The organism is Amycolatopsis lurida, assembly GCF_900105055.1.
GTDB classification, from domain to species: Bacteria; Actinomycetota; Actinomycetes; order Mycobacteriales; family Pseudonocardiaceae; genus Amycolatopsis; species Amycolatopsis lurida.
Map to the genome: position 1 here is coordinate 5,815,516 of NZ_FNTA01000004.1, position 18,101 is coordinate 5,833,616.

An 18,101-nucleotide genomic window follows, 5' to 3' on the forward strand; every position below is an offset into this window, starting at 1 on the left:
TGCGTTTAGCCGTAGGAGGGGATGACCGTGTCTTCCTGGACCGTGGGGGATTTCGCCGTGCGACGCGTGGACGAGGTGATGCTGCCGCCGTCGACCGGCCCCTGGCTGCTGCCCGCCGCCACGCCGGAGGTCGTCGCCGGGCACGGGTGGCTGCGTCCCCATTTCGCCGACGGCGCCGGGACACTGCGCCTGGCCACCCACAGTTTCGCGATCTCGGCGGGCGGGCTGAAAATCCTGGTGGACACCGGGATCGGGAACGGAAAGCGGCGAGCCAACCCCGCCTGGCACGACCTGCGCACCGGCTATCTCGACGAGCTCGAGGCCGCGGGGTTCTCGCCGGAGACCGTCGATCTGGTGGTGCTGACCCATCTGCACGCCGACCACGTGGGCTGGAACACGCGCGCGGTGGCGGGCGAGTGGGTGCCGACCTTCCCCAACGCCCGGTACCTGACCTCCCGGACGGAACGGGAATTCTGGGCGGGGTACGACATGGACGAACCCCGGCGGCAGATGTTCCGGGACTCCGTGCATCCCGTCGAGGACGCGGGCTTGCTGGACCTGGTCGACGTTCCTGCCGTCGGAGTGGAAGTCGCCCCCGGCGTGCGGCTCGTGCCGACGCCCGGGCATACGCCGGGTCACGTCGCCGTCCGGCTGGGCAGCGGCGACGAGACTGCTTTGATCACCGGTGACAGCATCCATCACCCGGTCCAGATCCCCCACCCGGACATCGGCAGCTGCGTCGACATCGATCCCGGCCTCGCCGAGGCCACCCGTCGCTCACTGCTCGCTTCGCTCGCCGGCACCGGCACCCTGATACTCGGGACCCATTTCCCGGCGCCGACCGCCGGGCGGGTGATCTCGGTGGAGACCGCCCTCTCCTGGACCGCGACGAGCTGATCGGTGGCGCGGCGTTTCTCGAGATCGTGAGAAACCGGGTCTTGCATTTCGTAAGACTGGCCGGTTCGGGACGATGTTTTCGGCCGTGTGGGGAGAGGGTGTGATGACGCCACTGTCGGCGAACGCGGTCACGGAGGTATGGCTGGGTCGAGAGGTCGGCCGCGAGCGGGGGATGAAGCGCGGCAGGACGTTACATCGCATGCTTCATCGGTATCGAACAAGCGTGCGTCAGCGTTACGGCCGGCGATTTTGGCCACATCGAGATCGGTGCCACGAGCCGGCTTCCATGGGTATGGGCTGTTCGGCCGTATTGCTCTCCGGTTGTTGACTGACAGAATAAGGCTTGGATAGGATTCCTGTGGCCTCAGTAAGCGGCTGCAGGCCGACTGGGGTCTAGGGGAGGATCGTCATTGTGACGTTTTACTCGCGCATGCTCGGCGTGGGCACTATTTCCGCTGTCGCGTTCACATTCCTTTCTGTTTCGACCGTCGAGGCGGCCACGTCGGACGATCCGCCACCTGTCGTCGAGGACTACGACTATCCGGGCGCCGATCAGATCTTCGCGCAGCACGGTATTCGCCTGTTGAAGGGTGACGGACATATCCTGTTCACCGAATGCGGCGGTGGCGCCAACCTCGTGGAAGTGTGGAGCCGGACCAAGAACGTCCCGTTCTGCTTCAAGATCACGGGGGCCAAAGGGTATCTCAGTATGGATCTCGCCAGGGTCTACTTGATCAAGGGCGACGATCACGCGCTGAAGGCGACGATGAAGATCAAGGATGCGCCGGTGGTGGTGGACATCCCCAAGAATTCCTGGACATCGGTCGGCGAAGGCGCAAATCCGGAAAACGGCTACTCGTCGCTTGCGGAATTTGTTTCCGCCGGTTCCTGATCCGTACCACCCGAGGCCTGTTCGCTACTTTACTTGCCATGAATCTGTATTCGTGATCGTGCGCCTTCGGTTGACGGCGCACGATACTGTTGAGCCCAGGATTTTATTCTGAGTGCTCGGTGGGGGGCGCTGTCGTGATCATGGAATTCGAAGCGAAATCCGTAACTCCGAGAAGGTCGAGACTCGCGGCACTCTTGTGCTTCGTGGCCATCCTGGCCCTGATGGCGGGTTTGGTGAGCACCGTCCCGGCCTTCGCCGATCCTGTCCCCGATAATGGTCAGGAAGAGGTATCGGACAGGTCGAAGGTGGTGGCCGCCTGGGAAACCGGCGGTTCCGCGGTCCGGGAAGCGGCAGAAGCCGCCCTGTTCGGCAGCGATCAAGTTGTCCGGGACTTCCTGGCGTCTGGTCTGCGCGACGCCGGTGACCATGACACCCGTCTCAGGATGGCCAAACTCCTCGCGACGGCGGGTCCTGCGGTCAAGACGGCCGCGCAGGCGGCGTTGAGCGGCACGCCCGCGGAGATGCGGCAGTTCCTCGAGACCGGTGTGCGTGAGCCGTGGGAGCAGGATGTCCGTGTTCGTGCCGCGCAGATCCTGAGCACCGGCGGTCCCGGTGTCAAAGAGGCTGCTCAAAAGGCGTTGAACGGTCCGTTCGAGGGCATCGCCGAGTTCGTGCACAGAGGCTGGGAAGGCGCTCAGCAGCACGATGATCGAGTCCGTGTGGCGCAGATCATGGCCACGGGCGGGCCTGCCGTGAAGCAGGCCGCTCAGGTCGCCCTTTCGGGCGGCGCGGAAGAACTGCGTGAGTTTCTGTCAACGGGTCAGTACGTCGCGCGGGAGCGGGACGACGAAACGGCGAGTGTGGCCAGTCTCGCCGCCGCGGCCAAGGAGGCGGGCGACCGTGCGGCGGCCGAAACCGCCTTGGCGACACAGGCGTCGGAGCAGGCCGTCAAGGCTGCAGGCCTGGCGAAACAGGCGGCGGAACGCGCGGCCGCGGAGACGGCCGCCGCGAAGGACGACGCCAACCTGGCCTCAGCTGCGGCAGGACGGGCCGCGGACGCCGCCACTCGTGCGGCCGCGTCGGCGCGGGAAGCGATCAGTGCGGCGAACGCGGCGAGTCAGGCGGTCCGGGCGGCGGCCAACGCGGCCAATCGTGCGGCCGCGGCCGCGGTGCTGGCCGGTAAGGCCGCGACTCGCGCCTACAACGCGGCCGCGGGTGCGGCTACCGACGCGGGGAAGGCCAACGACGCAAAGGAAGCGGCTGTCACCGCCAAGTCGGTCGCGTTGAGCGCCACGGTCGCGGCCGATGCCGCTGCCGCGGTCGGTGCCGCCGCCAGGGCAGCGGGTAACGCGCTGCAGGCAGCGTTGAGCGCGGCGTCGAACGCCGACGCGGCCGGCACGGCTGCCGACGCGGCCGGTAGGCACGCCAACGTGGCCGGTGCCGAGGCTGACCGTGCGAAACGCGCGGCCGCCGACGCGAAGCGGGCCGCGGCGCGTGCGGTGCGAGCGGGGAACGCTGCCGTGGCCTTCGCCAGGGAAGCGGCCACGGCGGCGGATGAAGCCCGCGCAGCGGCGACCAGGTCCGCCGGACACGCGAACGCCGCGGCCGACGCTGCCAACAAGGCCGCCCAGCACGCCGGTGAGGCGGAGCATGCGGCAGCTCGGTCGGAAGCGCACGCACAAGCCGCGAAGGTCGCTGCTGAAAGCGCGACCGCGGCGGCGGCCAAAGCGAAGCTGACAGAGGAGTCCGCTCGCGTGGCGGACGCCGAGCGGTTGGCCACTGAAACCGAAGAAGCGGTCGAACTCGCTCAGGCACTTCGTGCCGCGACGGACGCCATTCCCGTACGACTTCCTTGGGACATCGAGGAATCGTTGCGCCTCAGCCCAGAGTCCAAGCGCCTGATCGCCGAAGCCACGGCACCCGGCGTTCCCCGGGAAACGGTCGTCGCGAACGGTCGGAAGGTGGCTCTGCGACAGCTGACCGAAACCAACACGGGGCCGATCAGCCGGTCGATGGCGAAGAGCGTTCTCGCTGGGGACGAGGTCGCCGTCACCGAGTTCGTCCGCGCTGGTCTGGCGATCGCGGCGGAACAGGACGACCGGGCGAGGGTGGGGCATCTCGCCGAGAGCGAGATCCCGGCGCTCAAGACGGCTGCGTTGGCGGCTCTGAGCGGAACTGTCGAGCAGGTCAGGGAGTTTCTGCGAAAGCAGCCGTACGAGGGTAAGGAGAACGACGAGCGGCTGGCGATCAGCCGGTTGCTCGCCTCCGGTGGGCCGGGTATGCGGACTGCCGCGCAGGCGGCGCTCGACGGTGATGCAGACGCGCGGCGTGAGTTCTTGCGGACGGGTCAGTACGAGGCTGCCGAGCACGATGACCGGATAGTGGTCGCGCAGGCGCTGCAGAATGGCGGCGCAGAGGTGAAGGCGGCCGCGCAGATCGCCTTGGCCGGGCCCGTCCTGGAGCTTCGGGAGTTCGTCCAGTTCGGACGGCTTCAGGCTGAGCGGCGGGACTCGGACACCGCTTCGCATGTGGCGACAGTCCGTCGGTATGTCGCCGAAGCCGCGGCGTCCGCGGCGGCGGCCAACGAATCCGCCGCACGTGCACTGGAGACGGCGGCGATCGCCCGCAACGCGGCGAACGAGGCGAAGGGCTACGCGGACCAGGCGAAAGCCTCCGCCGATAAGGCGAAGGAGTACGCGGACCAGGCCAAAGCTTCCGCTGCTGAGGCGCAGACCTCGGCCAACCGGGCGGCCCAGTCGGCCAGCCAGGCACGTCAGGCTGTCGCCTCCGCACAGCGGGACGCCGCGAAAGCCGCCCAGTACGCGACCAAGGCGGCAGGCTCGGCAGCGTCGGCGCGAAGCGCGGCCGCCCGCGCGGCCGGTTACGCCGAGGACGCTCGTAGGGCGGCGAAGGCCGCCGGCAAAAGCGCCGAGGAGGCCGGCCGCGCCGCGAGCGACGCAGCCGAACACTTCCTCCGCACCTGGACAGGGACACCCCCGGACCAGCGGCCCTCCGACGCTCGGGCAGCACAGTTCGACAGCGGCCTCATGGTGCTGTTCACCAACGGAGAATGCTTCGTCAACGGTGTGCTGCTTCCCTTCGCGAGCTACGGGCTGACCCAGTGTGAAGCCATCGGCCGGGAAATGAACGCCTGGTGGCTCGACGGTGGCTACGAGTACCAAAGTATCGGGGGACTCCTCGATCCGAACCTCGCCGTGGACTTCGATGCCCTGCTGATGAAGCGGTTCTGCGAGGAAAGGTCCAGCGCCTGCTCAGCCGAGCTGCAGAGAGGGCTCTCCGCGCTTCAGGGGAACCTCCAGAAGATTGCCACCCTCGGCGGCGGAAGATCGTTCCATCAACTGCTCAAGCGAATGAATCTTCTCAGGGCGGCCGGTACAGTTTCTCAAAAGATCGGCCCGTTTCCCGGACGGTCAAGAGTCGTCCTTCAGCAATGGGTCGGGAAGACCTATCAAATAGGCGAATTAAGGATCATGCTTGCCAAGGAAAAGATGGCTCATGTCCTTGAACGGCATCATCCGAAATACTGGGATGGCAGCTTCAAGACGAAGCAATCGTTCTTTTCCGGTCGCACCACGGTAGACGAAATCGAGGACAGAATAGTCAAGGTTCTCAACCAGAATCAAGACAAGATCCGACGAGGTGAACAAGGGCCGTTTTATGGAGTGGTCGACGGCAAGACATACCAGCTTGGTCTGGAGGATGGTGTTAAGATCGGTCAGTTCTTCCCGTTGTGACAGGCTGCGGCTATAGGGCTGAAAAGGGGGTTTGACGTGGTGACGGCGGGCACTGTCCTGTGGTTCGGGCAAGGGAAGGACGAGCGCTCCATCGATATTGGACGCTGCGATCGTTTGCCTCAGGTGAAGTACGGTGCCGACTTGGTCGGGGCGATCGTTCTCGAGGTCAATGGCGTGGAGGTACTTGACCGAGATTTGGCCGACGATATTGTGATGATGTGGACTTACGTCGCGAATGTCGTCAACGAATATCGGAACGGTCGCCCGGCAAGGACCAGCCTGCCTGATCAGGGCATTTGCTTCTCGCTCAACCCGCTGCCTCGCGGTCAGATATTGGTTTCCTTGGAGGGTGCAGGCGACAAGCGGGCGGCCTCGGCGGATGCGGAGGAAGTTCTTTTTGCGCTCCGATTCGCAGGGAACGAGTTCTTCGACAAGATGGAAGAATTGACCGGCCGGTTCTGGCCGAAGGTCAGGAGTCGGCTCAATTCGGGCTCGGAATTTCAGTAGCGCTTTTGCTTGCCAGTTGCCGGATTGGACGATCGAGGGAATACATGAAGAGATCCAGGACGTTCGCCTTCGCGGCCTTGACCGCGGTAGCGTTCGGAGGCGTTGTCACCGCGCCGGCGCAAGCCGTTTCCGGCGGTGCCGCGGCGGCGGACGGGGCGTACGGGTTCACCGCCAAGATCGAGATCGACGGCAGCGCGTGCAGCGGTGCTCTCGTGGCATCGGAATGGATCGTGACCTCCGCGACCTGCTTCCCCGACAACCCGCAAGGCGGGGTGCCCGCCAAGGCGGCGACCGCCATCGTGGGCAGGGCTGACCTTTCCGGTACCACCGGCAAGGTCGCCAAGGTGACGAACCTCGTCTCCCACCCGAGTCGCGGCGTGATGCTGGCCAGAATCGACACGGCCATCACCGACATCGTGCCGGTGACGCTGGGCGGTGCGGCCGCGACCGCGGGCGAGAAGCTGCGTCTGGCGGGCTATGGGCGTACCGGGACCGAATGGGTCCCGAACAAGCTTCACTCCGCGCTGTTCACCGTAGGCGCACCGACTGCGAACGATCTTCCCCTCATCGGAGACAACGGCGCCGATGCGTGCAAGGGCGACGCGGGCGGTCCGGTTTTCCGTGAGGTGGCGGGCAGGTTCGAACTGGCCGGCGTGGTGGGCGCTTCCTGGCAGCATGGGTGTCTCACTGTGACCGAGACCCGCCAGGGCACCAACGCAACTCGGACCGACGACTTGGCCCCGTGGATCCGCCAGCAGACCTTCGTCGTGACGGCCAAAGCGGTCGACCACGCGATCACGGTCAAGTGGGCTCCGGTTTTGGGGCAGGGGCAGTTGACATACCGGGTCTACGCGGGGGAGGAGCCCTCGGTTCCGGTGGCTGAAGCTCGCCGCATCGGTTCGACGACGGGAACCAGCTTCACCCATAAGTCGTTGCCCGCCAAGAAGACTTTGTACTACCGGGTCGTCACGACGTTGGCCAATGGGCCGGATCTGGTGTCGGACCCGGTTTCGGCGACGACGCCGGTTCCCACTGTGAGTGACTTTTCCGGTGACGGTAAGGACGACATCGCGGTCTTCACCCGTACCAGCACGGCGGACGTCTTCGCGGCCGTGTCCGACGGTGCCAAGTTCGTGGGCAATTCGGTCAAATGGCATGACAGGTTCGCGACGAACAACGAGGTGCCGCTCGCCGGCGACTTCGACGGCGACGGCAAAACGGACATCGTGACCTTCACCCGCGGAACGCTCGGTGACGTGTATGTGGCGCTGTCCGACGGTGGCAAGTTCGTCGGTGACTCGCAGCAGTGGCACGGTGATTTCGCGTTCGGCGAGGAGATTCCCGCTGTCGGTGACTTCGACGGTGACGGCAAGGACGACATCGCGGTCTTCACGCGTGGGACGACGGCTTCGGTCTATGTAGCGTTGTCGGATGGCAAGAAGTTCGTGGGCAACGGTGTGAAGTGGCACGGTCGGTTTGCCGGCGGTGCCGAAGTTCCCGTGGTGGGTGATTTCGACGGTGATGGCAAGGATGACATCGCCACCTTCACCCGTGGCACAGCGGGTGACGTCTTTGTCGCGTTCTCGGACGGCGGCAAGTTCGTCGGTGATTCCCTGCAATGGCACGGCGATTTCGCGTTCGGTGACGAGATCCCAGCGTCGGGCGATTTCGATGGTGATGGCAAGGATGACATCGCGGTCTTCACGCGTGGGACGGCGGCCGATGTCTACGTGGCGATTTCGAACGGTACGAGATTCGTCGGAAATTCCGTGAAATGGCACGACAACTTCGCCTATGGGACGGAGTTGCCCGCGATCGGCGACTTCACCGGTGACGGTAAGGCCGACATTGTCACTTACACGCGCGGCACGAGAGCGGACGTGTATGTCGGAGCCTCCGACGGGGCAAAGTTCGTGGGCGCTTCCGTTCTCTGGCACGGCGATTTCGCCTTCGGTGAAGAGGTGACCGCGCCAAGGGCTTTCGCTCTCGGATTCTGAGTGACCGACCGGTGTCGGGCGGGGCAGCATCGCCCTGTTCGGCACCGGTCCTTTTCGGCGCAGCGCTCCGTACCTAGGTGTGGCGAAAGTCTGTGGATCGTCAGGTGCGGGCGCTGTCATGCCGGTGACGTATGTCGTCCGCGTCAGGATGACGACTTCATGCCCGAGAGTATGTTGCTTCCCGCGACGTTCGCCTGCGCACCCGGTGCTGGGGACCCAGCTGGCCGTGGGTCGCCGTCTGGGTCGTGGCTGCCGACGGCCGGCTATGAACCTCTAACGTCTGCCTCGGGGAGCCGATCGATGACACGCGGCAGCGGCGTACTCGTTCGAGCTCTGCTCGGCCTCATCCGTCCATCGCCTGTGTCGGCGACGAAGCGCCAGCGATCTGGTTCGCCGCGCCGACTACGAACACGGCCAGAAGATCTGCAGGTCGCGGGCCACTCGCGACCGACAACAATGGGGTCAAGGCAGCGGGCGAGGTCCGCGCCTCGTCCACTGCGGGTCCGAACATCCACAAAGCCCACCAACGGCACCCGGAAAGCCAGGATGAAACCGTTGGTGGGCTTTGGTTCACTAGTGTGCGCCATCAGGGACTCGAACCCCGAACCCGCTGGTTAAGAGTCGGCACCTCGGCGTGTCGGATGGTGTCGAGTAGTGCCGACAAGACCTTTCGTCTGGTCGCGAGGCGTCCGCGGGTGTCGCGGTGTGTCGCCTGGTGTCGGACTGTTGCAGACCTCTCGGGCGCGTCTCGGGCTCGCACGTGCTGGATCGTGTCGCGTAGTCCGGTTGCTGGTTGAGGCCCTCAGCCGCCGGATGGTCGTCTCGGAACTTTCGACTGATATCGAGCCGACGAGTGCGTCCAAGTGCGGGCGAGACCGACCTGCGGTGGTCGGGTCCTCCGTCAGCGGTATCGATGTCACACACCCAGACCGAACCACCCCGTCTGAGATCATGGATTTGACAGGGGGACCATAAGTCATGCCGGGTCTGAACCAGGTGCTAGTCAGGACAGCTCCGTGGCTGCTCGTGCTGTGGGTGCGGTGTCTTGGAGAGCTTTGTCGAGGTCGTCTGGCTCGACGCCGAGTTCGGTGCGGGCGATGTCCGGGTCGAGGATCATGGCGGTGGCGTGCAAGTTGCTCCATTGCGTCGGGTGGAAGCCGAGGGTGAATCCTTGGCGGCGTTGACGTATGCCTTCCCTGCGGAGCATAAGTTTGATGAGGCTTGCGGGGAGCTTCCAGATGCGTTTTGGAGGGCGGCCGGTTGCGGTTGCGAGACGGGTGAAGAGGTCGGCCCAGGGAAGGTTACGGTGACGACCGGATAGTTGCCATCGGCGCGACGGTCCAGCGCGGCGATGGCGGCTTGCGCGACTTGAGTGGCAGTGACGACGGCGGTGATGCCTGGGTAGGCGAGAATGTCCGCGTTACCGACGGACATGCTGTGCAGCATTGGCTCGAGAGGTGATTGTCGGCCTGGTGTCGTGCCTGCGACGTAGGGGAGTTCGAGAACCGCCACGGAGGTTTCTGCGTTGACCGCGGCGCGTGCGTGCTCGGCTTGTTCGATTCTGCTCGCGATGTACGGGCTGAGTTCGGCCAGGCAGAGTGACGGCTGTTCGCGCTGCAGGGTCGCGTAGAAACTGCCGAGGATGACAGCGCGGTCGCATTGCGCCCGGCTTCCGGCGGCCAGCAACCTGGCGACGGGTGCGACGTTGGTGTCATAGAAGAACACGTCGATGTCGACGCTGCGCGGTGCGGCCACAGCGGCGGCCGATGCGACGATGACGCCCCTGTGACCCGCAACGATGGTGTTGAGTCGCTCGTCGGACAGGTCGGTGAGGTCACCAAGTTGGACTGCTACTGCGGCCGGGAGGTTCGTGGGTGGCGTGCGGACCAGCACCGTGACGTCGTGCCCGTGTGTCAGTAGTTCACGCACGATGTGATGTCCGATGAAGCCGGTTCCGCCTACTACCAAGACCTTCATGGGGCTTCCTCTCATCGGTCGCTGTGAGTGCACGCTGAGGCGCTGCTGCGGTGAGGTCACTTATGTGAGCTGGATTGGCGAGCAGCGCTGCGACGACTGGTGATCTGAAGTAGGCGCGGGCAGCTGCGGCGACCACTTCGAGCCGCCTGCTTCGCTGGTGGAGAAGGCCGCCAAGGGCGAGGTCTACGAATAAGCAGTGACCCTGGTCAGGGCCACCTTTCGGGTCTCCACTCCGCGAGGTGCCCTTTGCGCTTTATACGGGTCCTTCCTGCGGTTCGGGGATCGCTTCGAGCGCTCGCCCTTCGCTCTCCAATATGCGGAGCGCCATGACCGCTCCATCGCCATCCATGGTTATGATTCCCGTCCAGTCCCGCTGTACCGCCGCCCAGTGCCTCCTGCACTCGGCGACCACCTCCGGCATCTTCTCCGCGTAGGCCCGGGCGCCGTCACCCGTCTTGAGGATCTCGTGCAGTTCTTTCGGCATCGCCGAGAAGACCTCGACTCGCTCACGTGCGAACCGGAAGACGTGGTCGGTTCCGACGAATACGATCCCGCCGAGTTCGACGCGGACGTCACATTCCGCGTTGACCGCCTGCGGAGAGTGATCGGCGCCCAGTCGCCGTTGCTGCCGCGCGGTCAGGTACTTGTACGCGTTGTCGCGATCGCCGACGAAAGTCAGGAGCGCTGCAGCGCTCGCGCGGACCAGCACCCGGGAGAACCACTCGAACCTGTCCGATGTGATGTGGAAACCGGGACGGCTCGTGGTCTGCCCCTGTGCGTCGACGGTCTGGATATCCGGGAAGAAGTTCTCTTCCTGCACTGGGCCGTACGGGTCGGGAGAGGGCTTGCCTGGTTCGGCGAGTACACCGCCGCCCACGGGATCGAGCAGGCGTATCTCGATCCCGCCTTCCGCGACGAAAGCCGTCGACATCAGCAGGCTCGGCAGCGGATCGGCACTGCCGCGCCCATCGCCGAGTGCGATCACTTGGACCCGCTCGGCCGAGGCCATCAGCTGATTGTGCTGCGCGCTGGGCTGACCGTGTGACCCACGTCCGTCGACCAGCGCGATGCGCAAGGGCTCACCGGCTTTCCTGCCAACCAGAAAATGCCCAGGTCTGCTCCGTCGTGTGCCCTTCGCCTCCGCACCTTGACCCCGCAGTGCCCAGCCTGCGTCGAGTGCGAGGTCCACGTCGACGGGCTCGAAACGGTACCCAGGATGCCTTCGCTGCAAGATCTCCCGCGCCGCAGTCAACGCGAACGCTGCACCGAGTTCCTGTGCTTGCACGCCCTTGCGGTGATACCTCGGGTCATGTCCGTCGGGTGAGAGTGCCATCCGGCCACCATGAGCTTCCAGCGTGGTGAGGTAGCGCAAGCAGTTCCAATGCTGGGAGAGACCGCGCGACGGGTTCTGCCCGGACAGCGTGGTTGCGCGGCCGAACGTCTGCAGCAACTCCCACGGCGTGATCGTGAAGCCGTTTCGGTGTTCGGCCGGAGGGACGGGCCCGATGTCAGGCTTGCGCAGCACCTCCGGTTTTTCGTCTTTGGAACGCTTCTCGTCTTGTTTCGCGATGTAGCGGGCTACGGCTCCGGACAGTTCTGCGGTGGAGTGAATCGCCACATGAGAGCTCTGCAAGAGCTTTTCCAACGCGTCTCTGAGCTCCATGGTTTTCCGTCCCCTCGTGCGTCCGCCGTGATGCACCGCCTTCCAACTCACCGGATTTCCCGGAGTTTGTCTGCCGCCTGAAGGATGACGATCCGCGCAGGGCAGTTGACGCTGCGTAGGCCTTGTCCGGTGAACAGCGGAAACCGTCCGCTCGGCTGTCTTCCACGCCACTCGTTCGGCCCAGCGGTGCTACCGACCCGAGTGAGTCCCTTGTAGAACGGCAGCTCAGTTCCACAGTCGGACGGATTGTGCGTCGAAGAAGGCGATCTCCAAGCCGACCTTCGCGTACGACGGCGCTCGACGTGATTGCATGTCCTGCACGGCCTTAATCGTCGCTTCGTTTGACGGCGAGGCGACGTCGCCGAATAGGGATACGACCAGTCGGGTGATCTTCGAGTGGACGATGGCGTCCATGATGTGCGCGTCGTTTTTGCTGAATGACATTCCATACGACAGCAAACCACCGCCGATCGCCGCGAGTGACCGAAGCGCGTGACCGAGATAGTCACTGGTGCCGATGCGGGTCAGCTTCTCGCGGCTCGTCCCTTCTGCCACGTACAGGGGGAACGAATCGGCCTCCAGCTGGGCGCGGATCTGGTCGATCAGCGGTTCGTTGGTCCGGCGCCACGTCAGCTTCTTCAAGCCATCCTCGCTGCGGTACAGATGGAGAGCTCCGTGGAGGTAAAATACGTTCTGTGAGTGGGGATCCAGGTGGTTCCACACGACGTAGTCGGTAGCCTCCCCGGGATCTCGAAAGCCGTCGTCCGCCCGCCTTGCCTGCAGGTTTTCCTCGGGAAAGTCTTGCATGAGAGTCCAGTAGAGCAAGAGGTCGTAGTTCACGGTGTAGATACGGTCGAACTTTTCCAGGAACTTGCGGACTCGTAAGTAGACTTCGGCGTCGATCTCGTACGGCCGTCCAGGGTGAAGCGCCGCGAGGATGTGAGCCAGGGCATCCTTGAGCTTCGAGGCTTCCTCGTCAAGTGTCGCGGCTTCCGCCGAGTACTTCGTTGCATCGAGGGCGTAGAGCCCGATAGCGGCGTCCTCGAGCGTCTTGATGACAATCTCGAAGTCCTGAGTGTCCAACTTCTGGAAGAGGTGCTGGGCAGTAGCGCTGAGCATGCCTTGCGCCTCAGCATGGGATCGCAAAGCCGAGTATGAGAACCTGGCGGGGTCGAAGGCGATGCTGAACCCGTTTCCCAGTATCAGTCGGGTAGGCGACGCTCTGCCCTTGGAGTTTGTCGGTTCGCTCAGCCAGGTGATGGCCCCGTCGTAGTCCATGAGGTCCACTGGTCCACCTCAAATCCGTTTCTGCAGAGAGTGTGTCCAGGCTTAGGTGCCGTGGGCCAACTGCTGGCTGGAGCGCCATTCCTGTGCTTCCGGCTCTTCGGCGTAGTCGAGGAGATTGTTCGTCAGGCCCATGTCTTCGAGGATCGTGAGGATCTCGGCTGGAGTGGCGTAGAAGAACTCGCGCCTGAGGTTGACCCGGTTGACGCGCCGGTCGGCGAGGCGCTGGTGTAGTCGCGTTTCCAGGCTCACGGCATCGGCGTCGAAAATCTTGGCGTGGACGTCGAACCTGAACGGAACCGAGGCGTCGCCGAGTTCACGAACACGCTCGAGTGGATCGAGCCGCCGGGTCAATCCGACCTTGACAACATTGTCTCCGAAAGATCCAACATTGGAGATCACGTAGACCCACCCAGTGCGGATGTTCGCTTCGCGCTCCTCGACCCCTCTGATTGCGTCACCGATCTCGTCCAGCTTTGCCCGTGCAGCATCGGCCTGCTGCACGTCGCCAGATGTGGCCCACTTCTGCAGGGCGTTCCGCCAGTGTGCCTCTTCTTTGGTCAGCCTGGCTTTCTCGCGTTCGAACTCCCGTTGAGCCTGCTGTTCATCCCGTTGCCGCTCCCGTTCGGCTCGGATGCGCTCCTTGTCTTCTTCAACCTTCGCGAGGTGGTCGGCGGTGAGTTCGAGTTCTTCGAGGCGCAGCCTGTGATAACTGGGAGAGATGTTGATTTTCATGGTTTTGCCGAGGCGGGAGATGACCTCACGGGTCTTGGTCAGGCGCTCTTTGGCCGATTCAAGGCGATAGGGGCGCATGGATCTCACGCAGTTGTCCGCCTCGGCGTTGTAGGCGCGAAGCATGAGCTTGGAAAAGTCTCTCACCATGCGCTGGCCTTCGACGGTGGAACCGTTCACGGTCCAGTCTGTGGTTGCGGTGATCGCATGGTTGTTCTTCGCGGAGATCTTGATGGAATCCTTGAGACGCTGCAGGGCGGCCTTGTAGGCGACGGCGTCGGCCAGCCGGTGCCGGAACTCGTAGATTCCGGCCTCCTGGAGCAGCGTGATCTCTTCAGTCTCGACCACTTGTTCGTGCAGTGACTTGAGCTTCACGGCTGCTTCATCGATCTGCCGTCGAACCGTGGCCAGTTGTGCCTCGGCGTCCTTACAGCTCTGTGCCTGTGCGTGTTGTTGTTGCCGCGCCTCTTGCCCGAGTTCGGCGATAGTCTGGCGCATCTGCCGGATTTCTCGCTCAGCTTCCAGCGCGTCCTTGCCTCTGAGTTCGGTGCACTTGGCCTCGAGATCTACTATTTGCGCACTCAGCGCAGCGTTGCGTGCGGTGACTTCCCGAAGCTGAGATGCTGTCTGTAGGAACCTGGTTGTTTCCGTGCCGAGCTCGGCTTCGAGTTCTCGAACCCGTTTCCGGGCGCCGAACAGCCCAGGCTTGCCCGATGCTGCGGGACCGGGCGCTGCTTGGAAGGGTGCCATTTGCTGCTGCGGCTCGGGATCAAATGTCCACAGTTGCCAGAACTGCGGTGGCGCGGGCCAGTCGGCTGGTGGCTGCCAGCCAGGCGGAGGCGTCCATCCGGAGGGGACAGCCGGCCAGTTCGGTGGCGGATTGAATCTGTACCCCATACCACTACCCTCCGCTGTTCCTGATCACAGCAGAAGTCGCAGCTTCGTGAGAGTGCGTTACACGGTCATCCTCAGCCCTGGGCCGCCGGTTCATACAGGCTGAACGGGATGCTCTGGTCGTCGTGACAGTTCGCGATGCGGCCGACACCGGGGATGGTTTGGACGTCTTCGCTGGGTCCCCGAGTTCGCGAAGCCGGTCGATACGTAACTCGGGCTCCAGTGCTGCCCATTCTCATGCGTGAAGATCTAGCGTTCAGACAGTTGGTCACCAAGTCTGGGTTACCGCCGGTACGGTTCCACGACCTCCGGCACGGCGCGGCAACGCTGTCGCTGGCCGCGGGAAATGACCTCAAGAAGGTCCAGGCACTGCTGGGTCACGCGAGCATCATCCTGACGGCCGACACGTACACCAGCGTGCTTTCGTCTCTCGCGCGTGCGAGCGCCGAAGCGACCGCGAGCCTGGTTCGTCGCGCCGGCTACGAACGGGGCCAGAAGATTTGCAGGTCACGGGCCGCTCGCGGTCTACACCATCGAAGTCAGGGCAGCGGCCGAGGTCCGCACCTATTCATCGCGGAGGAGCACTCGAACGGGCTCACGGTGGCCCCACCCGGGCTCACACATCAACAAAGCCCACCGACGACATCCCTGAATTTACGGGAAGTCGTCGGTGGGCTTTGACTTCTTGCTGTGCGCCATCAGGGACTCGAACCCCGAACCCGCTGGTTAAGAGCCAGCTGCTCTGCCAATTGAGCTAATGGCGCCTGCTTGTTCCGCCGCTTTGGTGTTCCCCTCGGCGACGTGGAAAACATTAACACAGGGTTGCTGGGGCCCGTTTCAGGGGGGTCCCCTAACGCCGGACCGGGACGTATTCGGCCATCCGGCCGCGAGCGTTGCGGCCGGTCAGGCAGACTATAGCCAGACGTTGGGGTTGGTACCACGCGAAACGGGCGGTGTGCATGAGGGTCTGGGGAGCGACGGGGCGGTCGCGGGTGGCTGTGGTGGCATTGGTGGCCGGGTTCACACTGGCCGCGTGCAGCAGTACACCGTCGGGTGAATCGCCGTCGCCGGGTGGTGCTCCTGGGGGTTCGCAGCAGAGTGCGGCGCCCGCGCCGGAGCCGAAGCCGGCCGTGATGACGCTGACCCCGGCGCAGGGGGCGGCGAACGTGGCGCCCGGCGAGCCGGTCACGGTGGCCGTGGTCGACGGCAAGGTGGGCGAGGTCAAGCTGACCGGTGCCGACGGCAAGGTCGTCGCGGGCAAGCCGAAGGAAGACGGTACGGGCTGGGAGTCGGCGGAGCCGCTCGGCTACGGCAAGACCTACACCGTCACCGCGGCCGCGACCGGCACCGACGGTAAGCCGGTCACCTCGACCTCGACGTTCTCCACGGCCAAGCCCGGCCGTCAGATCGGCGTCTCGATCAACCTGGTCGAAGGGGAGACGGTCGGCGTCGGCCTGCCGTTGATCTTCACCTTCACCGGCAACGTGCCGGACAAGGCGGCGACCGAGAAGATGCTGAAGATCGTCACCGAGCCGCAGGCCGAGGGCGCGTTCCACTGGTTCGGCGAGAAGACCGTGATGTGGCGGCCCAAGGAGTACTTCAAGCCGGGTACGAAGATCTCGGTCAACGCGGCGATCTACGGCAAGAACCTCGGCAACAACACCTTCGGCCGCGAGGACAAGCCCGCCAAGGTCCTCGTCGGCGACAAGCTGGTCGCGACCGCGGACGGCGGCACGCACCAGATGAAGGTCGTGGTGAACGACCAAGAGGTGAAGCAGATGCCGATCTCGATGGGCAAGCCGTCGAGCAGCACCCCGGCCGGGACCTACACGGTGATGAGCGAGCACACCGGGTACACGATGGACTCCAGCACGTACGGCGTCCCGACGGACAGCAAGGCCGGCTACCGGACGTTCGTGAAGTACGCGGTGCGCATGTCGAACAGCGGCATCTTCTACCACTCGGCGCCGTGGTCGGTCGGTTCGCAGGGCAAGCGGAACGTGAGCCACGGCTGCATCAACCTGTCGACCGAGAACGCGAAGTGGCTGATGGACACTTCGAAGAAGGGCGACATCATCACGGTGACCAACTCGGGCCCGCAGGTGCTGGAGCCCACCGACGGCTGGTCGGTGTGGCAGATGTCGTGGGACGACTGGAAGACCGGCGGCGACCGGAACTGACTTGTTGCCATGAGGGGTCCCCTTTGGACGGATTTCGTCCAAAGGGGACCCCTCATGGCGTTTCGGGCGGCAGGGTGCCGTAGTGGTACTCCCACTGCACTTCACCGCTGGTCTTGTAGCGGCACTTCTGCATTCTGGTGTCCCAGATCTTTTCCGGATCACGGCGGCACTTCTGGTGCTCAAGTTCGGCGAGGTACTTCTGAGACTGGGCCTTGGTGCAGTTCGGGTAGCCGGGCTCGCAGCGCCACGGTGACTTCTTGACCGAAGACTTGGACGGGCTCACCGTCACGGTCACCGGCGGCGGCACCGTAGTGGACGGCGTCGCGGTCACGGTCGTGACCGGTGTCGACGTCATCGCCGGCACCGGTATCGGGTTCGGCGGGTGGGCCGTGCAGGCGGAGACCAGCGCGAAGAGTCCCGAGATCACCAAGATCGGCCAGCGTCTCATGGCATCCTCCGCGCGAGTTACTTCCTGAACTCGCGCGAGGGCCACGCCGCGTTACCGGACCCGGAAAAAGCGAAACCCCAGTCTGCCGGAAGAACCGGCCGAACTGGGGCTGATGGGGTGAGCGACGGGTTTCGAACCCGCGACCTCCTGGACCACAACCAGGTGCTCTACCAGCTGAGCTACGCCCACCATCGCCGGGTTCGGGGAGCTCCCCATCACCTCGGCCGCACTATATTAGCGTGCCCGTTTCGGGGGCTCGCAACGGGTTACCGTTGGTGGCGTTCCTGCACTTCAGCGGCCGCGGCCTTGGCCTGTTCGGTGGTCGGGCCGGGCTGCGGGACGAAGGCGGCGCGACGGTAGTAGTCGAGCTCTCCGATGGATTCCTTGATGTCGGCGAGCGCGCGGTGCGCGAGGCCCTTCTCGGGCTTGGCGTAGTAGATCCGCGGGTACCAGCGCCGGACGAGCTCCTTCACCGACGAGACGTCGACCATGCGGTAGTGCAGGTGCGCGTCGAGAAGGGGCATGTCGCGGGTGATGAAGCCGCGGTCGGTGGCGATGGAGTTGCCGGCGAGCGGGGCGACGTTGGCCTCGGGCACGTGCGCGCGGATGTAGTCGAGCACGCGCTGCTCGGCTTCTGCCATGGTCACGGTGGAGCGCCGGACCTCTTCGGTGAGGCCGGAGTGGGCGTGCATTTCGCGGACGACCTCCGGCATGCCGTCGAGGGCTTCGTCGTCGGCGTGGATGACGATGTCGACGCCTTCGCCGAGGACGTTGAGCTCGGCGTCGGTCACCAGCGCGGCAATTTCGATCAACGCGTCCTTGCCGAGGTCGAGCCCCGTCATCTCGCAGTCGATCCAGACTAGGCGGTCGTTCAC

Annotated in this window: 14 protein-coding genes and 2 tRNA genes; 7 read left to right on the plus strand and 9 right to left on the minus strand. The window is 64.5% G+C overall.

The annotated features are described in order from the left end of the window. Positions 1 to 21 precede the first annotated feature (21 nt). The 5 genes from BLW75_RS33055 (at position 22) to BLW75_RS33075 (ending at position 8,048) form a co-directional block, all read left to right on the plus strand. Entirely contained in the window at positions 22 to 897 is an 876-nt protein-coding gene (locus BLW75_RS33055) for an MBL fold metallo-hydrolase (protein WP_034315383.1), read from the plus strand. 412 nt (positions 898 to 1,309) lie between these two features. Next, entirely contained in the window at positions 1,310 to 1,789 is a 480-nt protein-coding gene (locus BLW75_RS33060) for a hypothetical protein (protein ID WP_143055375.1), read from the plus strand. A gap of 203 nt (positions 1,790 to 1,992) precedes the next feature. Further along, complete coding sequence (locus tag BLW75_RS33065; protein ID WP_158005387.1) at positions 1,993 to 5,544, plus strand: hypothetical protein; 3,552 nt, start codon at positions 1,993 to 1,995, stop codon at positions 5,542 to 5,544. A 36-nt stretch (positions 5,545 to 5,580) separates the two neighbouring features. Continuing rightward, positions 5,581 to 6,051 (plus strand): hypothetical protein, encoded by a 471-nt coding sequence (locus BLW75_RS42985; protein ID WP_034315388.1) that lies wholly within the window; start codon positions 5,581 to 5,583, stop codon positions 6,049 to 6,051. Between the two features lie 44 nt (positions 6,052 to 6,095). Next, entirely contained in the window at positions 6,096 to 8,048 is a 1,953-nt protein-coding gene (locus tag BLW75_RS33075) for an FG-GAP-like repeat-containing protein (protein ID WP_034315392.1), read from the plus strand. Positions 8,049 to 9,051: 1,003 nt separating this feature from the next. On the opposite strand, the gene BLW75_RS43990 is transcribed toward BLW75_RS33075, so the two are convergent. The 5 genes from BLW75_RS43990 to BLW75_RS33095 all read right to left on the minus strand — a co-directional run bounded on the left by BLW75_RS43990 (position 9,052) and on the right by BLW75_RS33095 (position 14,601). Then, the gene (locus BLW75_RS43990) at positions 9,052 to 9,180 is read right to left on the minus strand and encodes a hypothetical protein (RefSeq protein ID WP_277814982.1); all 129 of its coding nucleotides are present in this window, start codon (positions 9,178 to 9,180) and stop codon (positions 9,052 to 9,054) included. After that, on the minus strand, positions 9,162 to 10,025 hold the full coding sequence (locus BLW75_RS33080) for an NAD-dependent epimerase/dehydratase family protein (RefSeq protein WP_158005388.1): 864 nt from the start codon (positions 10,023 to 10,025) through the stop codon (positions 9,162 to 9,164). The genes BLW75_RS43990 and BLW75_RS33080 overlap by 19 nt, the downstream gene beginning before the upstream one ends. 253 nt (positions 10,026 to 10,278) lie before the next feature. Continuing rightward, on the minus strand, positions 10,279 to 11,688 hold the full coding sequence (locus BLW75_RS33085; RefSeq protein WP_143055377.1) for a hypothetical protein: 1,410 nt from the start codon (positions 11,686 to 11,688) through the stop codon (positions 10,279 to 10,281). A gap of 225 nt (positions 11,689 to 11,913) precedes the next feature. After that, positions 11,914 to 12,966 carry a DUF4917 family protein gene (locus BLW75_RS33090; RefSeq protein ID WP_241783758.1) on the minus strand — a complete coding sequence of 351 codons (1,053 nt, stop codon included), beginning with the start codon at positions 12,964 to 12,966 and terminating at the stop codon, positions 11,914 to 11,916. Positions 12,967 to 13,017: 51 nt separating this feature from the next. Beyond that, positions 13,018 to 14,601: an SNIPE associated domain-containing protein gene (locus tag BLW75_RS33095; RefSeq protein WP_241783750.1), complete on the minus strand. Its 1,584-nt coding sequence runs from the start codon at positions 14,599 to 14,601 to the stop codon at positions 13,018 to 13,020. A gap of 234 nt (positions 14,602 to 14,835) precedes the next feature. On the opposite strand from BLW75_RS33095, the gene BLW75_RS33100 reads away from it, so the two are divergent. Next, entirely contained in the window at positions 14,836 to 15,279 is a 444-nt protein-coding gene (locus BLW75_RS33100; RefSeq protein ID WP_241783760.1) for a tyrosine-type recombinase/integrase, read from the plus strand. 10 nt (positions 15,280 to 15,289) lie between these two features. Here BLW75_RS33100 and BLW75_RS33105 read toward each other — a convergent pair. Beyond that, positions 15,290 to 15,362: transfer RNA gene (locus tag BLW75_RS33105), tRNA-Lys, on the minus strand. A gap of 195 nt (positions 15,363 to 15,557) precedes the next feature. On the opposite strand from BLW75_RS33105, the gene BLW75_RS33110 reads away from it, so the two are divergent. Next, positions 15,558 to 16,778, plus strand: coding sequence for a L,D-transpeptidase (locus BLW75_RS33110; RefSeq protein ID WP_198935775.1), 1,221 nt, complete (start codon positions 15,558 to 15,560; stop codon positions 16,776 to 16,778). 52 nt (positions 16,779 to 16,830) lie between these two features. Here the strand turns inward: BLW75_RS33110 and BLW75_RS42450 are convergent, their stop codons facing one another. From BLW75_RS42450 to orn, 3 genes are all read right to left on the minus strand, one after another. After that, positions 16,831 to 17,226: a hypothetical protein gene (locus BLW75_RS42450; RefSeq protein ID WP_143055378.1), complete on the minus strand. Its 396-nt coding sequence runs from the start codon at positions 17,224 to 17,226 to the stop codon at positions 16,831 to 16,833. Positions 17,227 to 17,339: 113 nt separating this feature from the next. Then, positions 17,340 to 17,415: transfer RNA gene (locus BLW75_RS33125), tRNA-His, on the minus strand. A 77-nt stretch (positions 17,416 to 17,492) separates the two neighbouring features. Continuing rightward, entirely contained in the window at positions 17,493 to 18,101 is a 609-nt protein-coding gene (gene orn / locus BLW75_RS33130) for an oligoribonuclease (protein ID WP_091598797.1), read from the minus strand.

Coding starts and splice junctions, on each gene's coding strand:
- BLW75_RS33055 (WP_034315383.1), top strand. CDS start 22: ATGACCGTGTCTTCCTGGACCGTGGGGGATTTCGCCGTGCGACGCGTG.
- BLW75_RS33075 (WP_034315392.1), top strand. CDS start 6,096: ATGAAGAGATCCAGGACGTTCGCCTTCGCGGCCTTGACCGCGGTAGCG.
- BLW75_RS33080 (WP_158005388.1), bottom strand. CDS start 10,025: ATGAAGGTCTTGGTAGTAGGCGGAACCGGCTTCATCGGACATCACATC.
- BLW75_RS33085 (WP_143055377.1), bottom strand. CDS start 11,688: ATGGAGCTCAGAGACGCGTTGGAAAAGCTCTTGCAGAGCTCTCATGTG.
- BLW75_RS33090 (WP_241783758.1), bottom strand. CDS start 12,966: ATGGACTACGACGGGGCCATCACCTGGCTGAGCGAACCGACAAACTCC.
- BLW75_RS33095 (WP_241783750.1), bottom strand. CDS start 14,601: ATGGGGTACAGATTCAATCCGCCACCGAACTGGCCGGCTGTCCCCTCC.
- BLW75_RS33100 (WP_241783760.1), top strand. CDS start 14,836: ATGCGTGAAGATCTAGCGTTCAGACAGTTGGTCACCAAGTCTGGGTTA.
- BLW75_RS33110 (WP_198935775.1), top strand. CDS start 15,558: ATGAGGGTCTGGGGAGCGACGGGGCGGTCGCGGGTGGCTGTGGTGGCA.
- BLW75_RS42450 (WP_143055378.1), bottom strand. CDS start 17,226: ATGAGACGCTGGCCGATCTTGGTGATCTCGGGACTCTTCGCGCTGGTC.